The organism is Pigmentiphaga daeguensis (genome assembly GCF_039523035.1).
In the GTDB taxonomy this organism is placed as follows: Bacteria; Pseudomonadota; Gammaproteobacteria; order Burkholderiales; family Burkholderiaceae_B; genus Pigmentiphaga; species Pigmentiphaga daeguensis.
On the sequence record NZ_BAAAEN010000077.1, the window covers coordinates 1 to 1,164 of the forward strand.

At 65.0% G+C, this 1,164-nt stretch carries 1 protein-coding gene; it reads right to left on the minus strand.

Annotated elements, in window-relative coordinates; translation table 11 throughout:
* Positions 1-1,164: ABC transporter substrate-binding protein (locus tag ABD104_RS30185; RefSeq protein ID WP_343928884.1), on the minus strand; the 1,164-nt coding region annotated here is incomplete at both ends.

The window sequence follows — 1,164 nt, forward strand, 5'->3', positions numbered from 1 at the left end:
GCCTTGCCGGGGTCCTTGACCGCGTCGAGATGCGAGAACTCGACGTTGTACAAGTGGTTGCCGCGGCGTTCGACCTTGCGGATGTAGATGTTCTGCACGATGTCGCGCGTTTCCGGATCGATCATGACGGGCCCGCGCGGGCTTTCCCACTTGGCCCCCTTCATGGCCTCGACCGCCTTCGTGCCGTCGATCTTGCCGTTCAGCTTCTTGATGGTCTCGTAGATCAGCGCCATGCCGTCATAGCCGCCCACCGCCATGAAGTTGGGGCGGATCGAGGTGCCGAACTGCGATTCGTAGCCCTTGATGAAGGCCTTGTTCTTGGCCGAGTCGTGGGCGGCGGAATAGTGGAACGAGGTGGTCAGGCCCAGCGCCACGTCGCCCATGCTGTCCAGGAACATGTCGTCGGTGCCGTCGCCGGTGCCCAGCGCCTTGATCCCGGCCTGCTCCAGGCCGCGCTCGCGGTAGGCGCGCAGCATCAGTACCGACAGCTCGCCCGAGGGGAACCACAGGAAGGCGGCATCGGGCTTGGCATCCTTGATGCGCTGCATGTAGGGGCCGAACTCCGGGTTCTTCAGCGGCACCGCCACCTCGGCCACGATCTTGCCGCCGCCGCCCGTGAAGGTCTTGCGGAACTGGGCGTTGGCGTCCTGGCCCGGACCGTAGTCGGCGTACAGCGAGTACACCGTCTTGATGTTGTTCTTCAGCGCCCAGTCGGCGATGGCGTAGGCGTTCTGCGGCAGCGTCATCGAGGTGCGCACCACGTAGGGCGAGCGCTCGGTGATGGACGAGGTGGCCGCGTTCATGACCACCATCGGAATCTTGGCCTCGGTGGCCAGCGGCGCCACCGCCAGCGCGTTGGGCGTGAAGCCGAAGCCGGCCAGGAATTCCACCTTGTCGCGCGTGATCAGTTCCTGCGCCACGCGCTTGGCCACTTCGGGGTTCGGTCCGCCCACGTCCTTGATGATGAGCTGGATCTTGCGGCCGGCCACCACGTCGCCGTGTTCCTGCAGGAACAGCTTGGCGCCGTTGCTCATCTGCAGCCCGTACTCGGCCTGCTGGCCCGACATCTCGCCCACGAAACCGATCTTCAACGGGGTCTGCGCCGCGGCCGTGCCGCTCAGCGCCATGCCCAGTACACAACCCCACAAACGTATTTTCATTGTC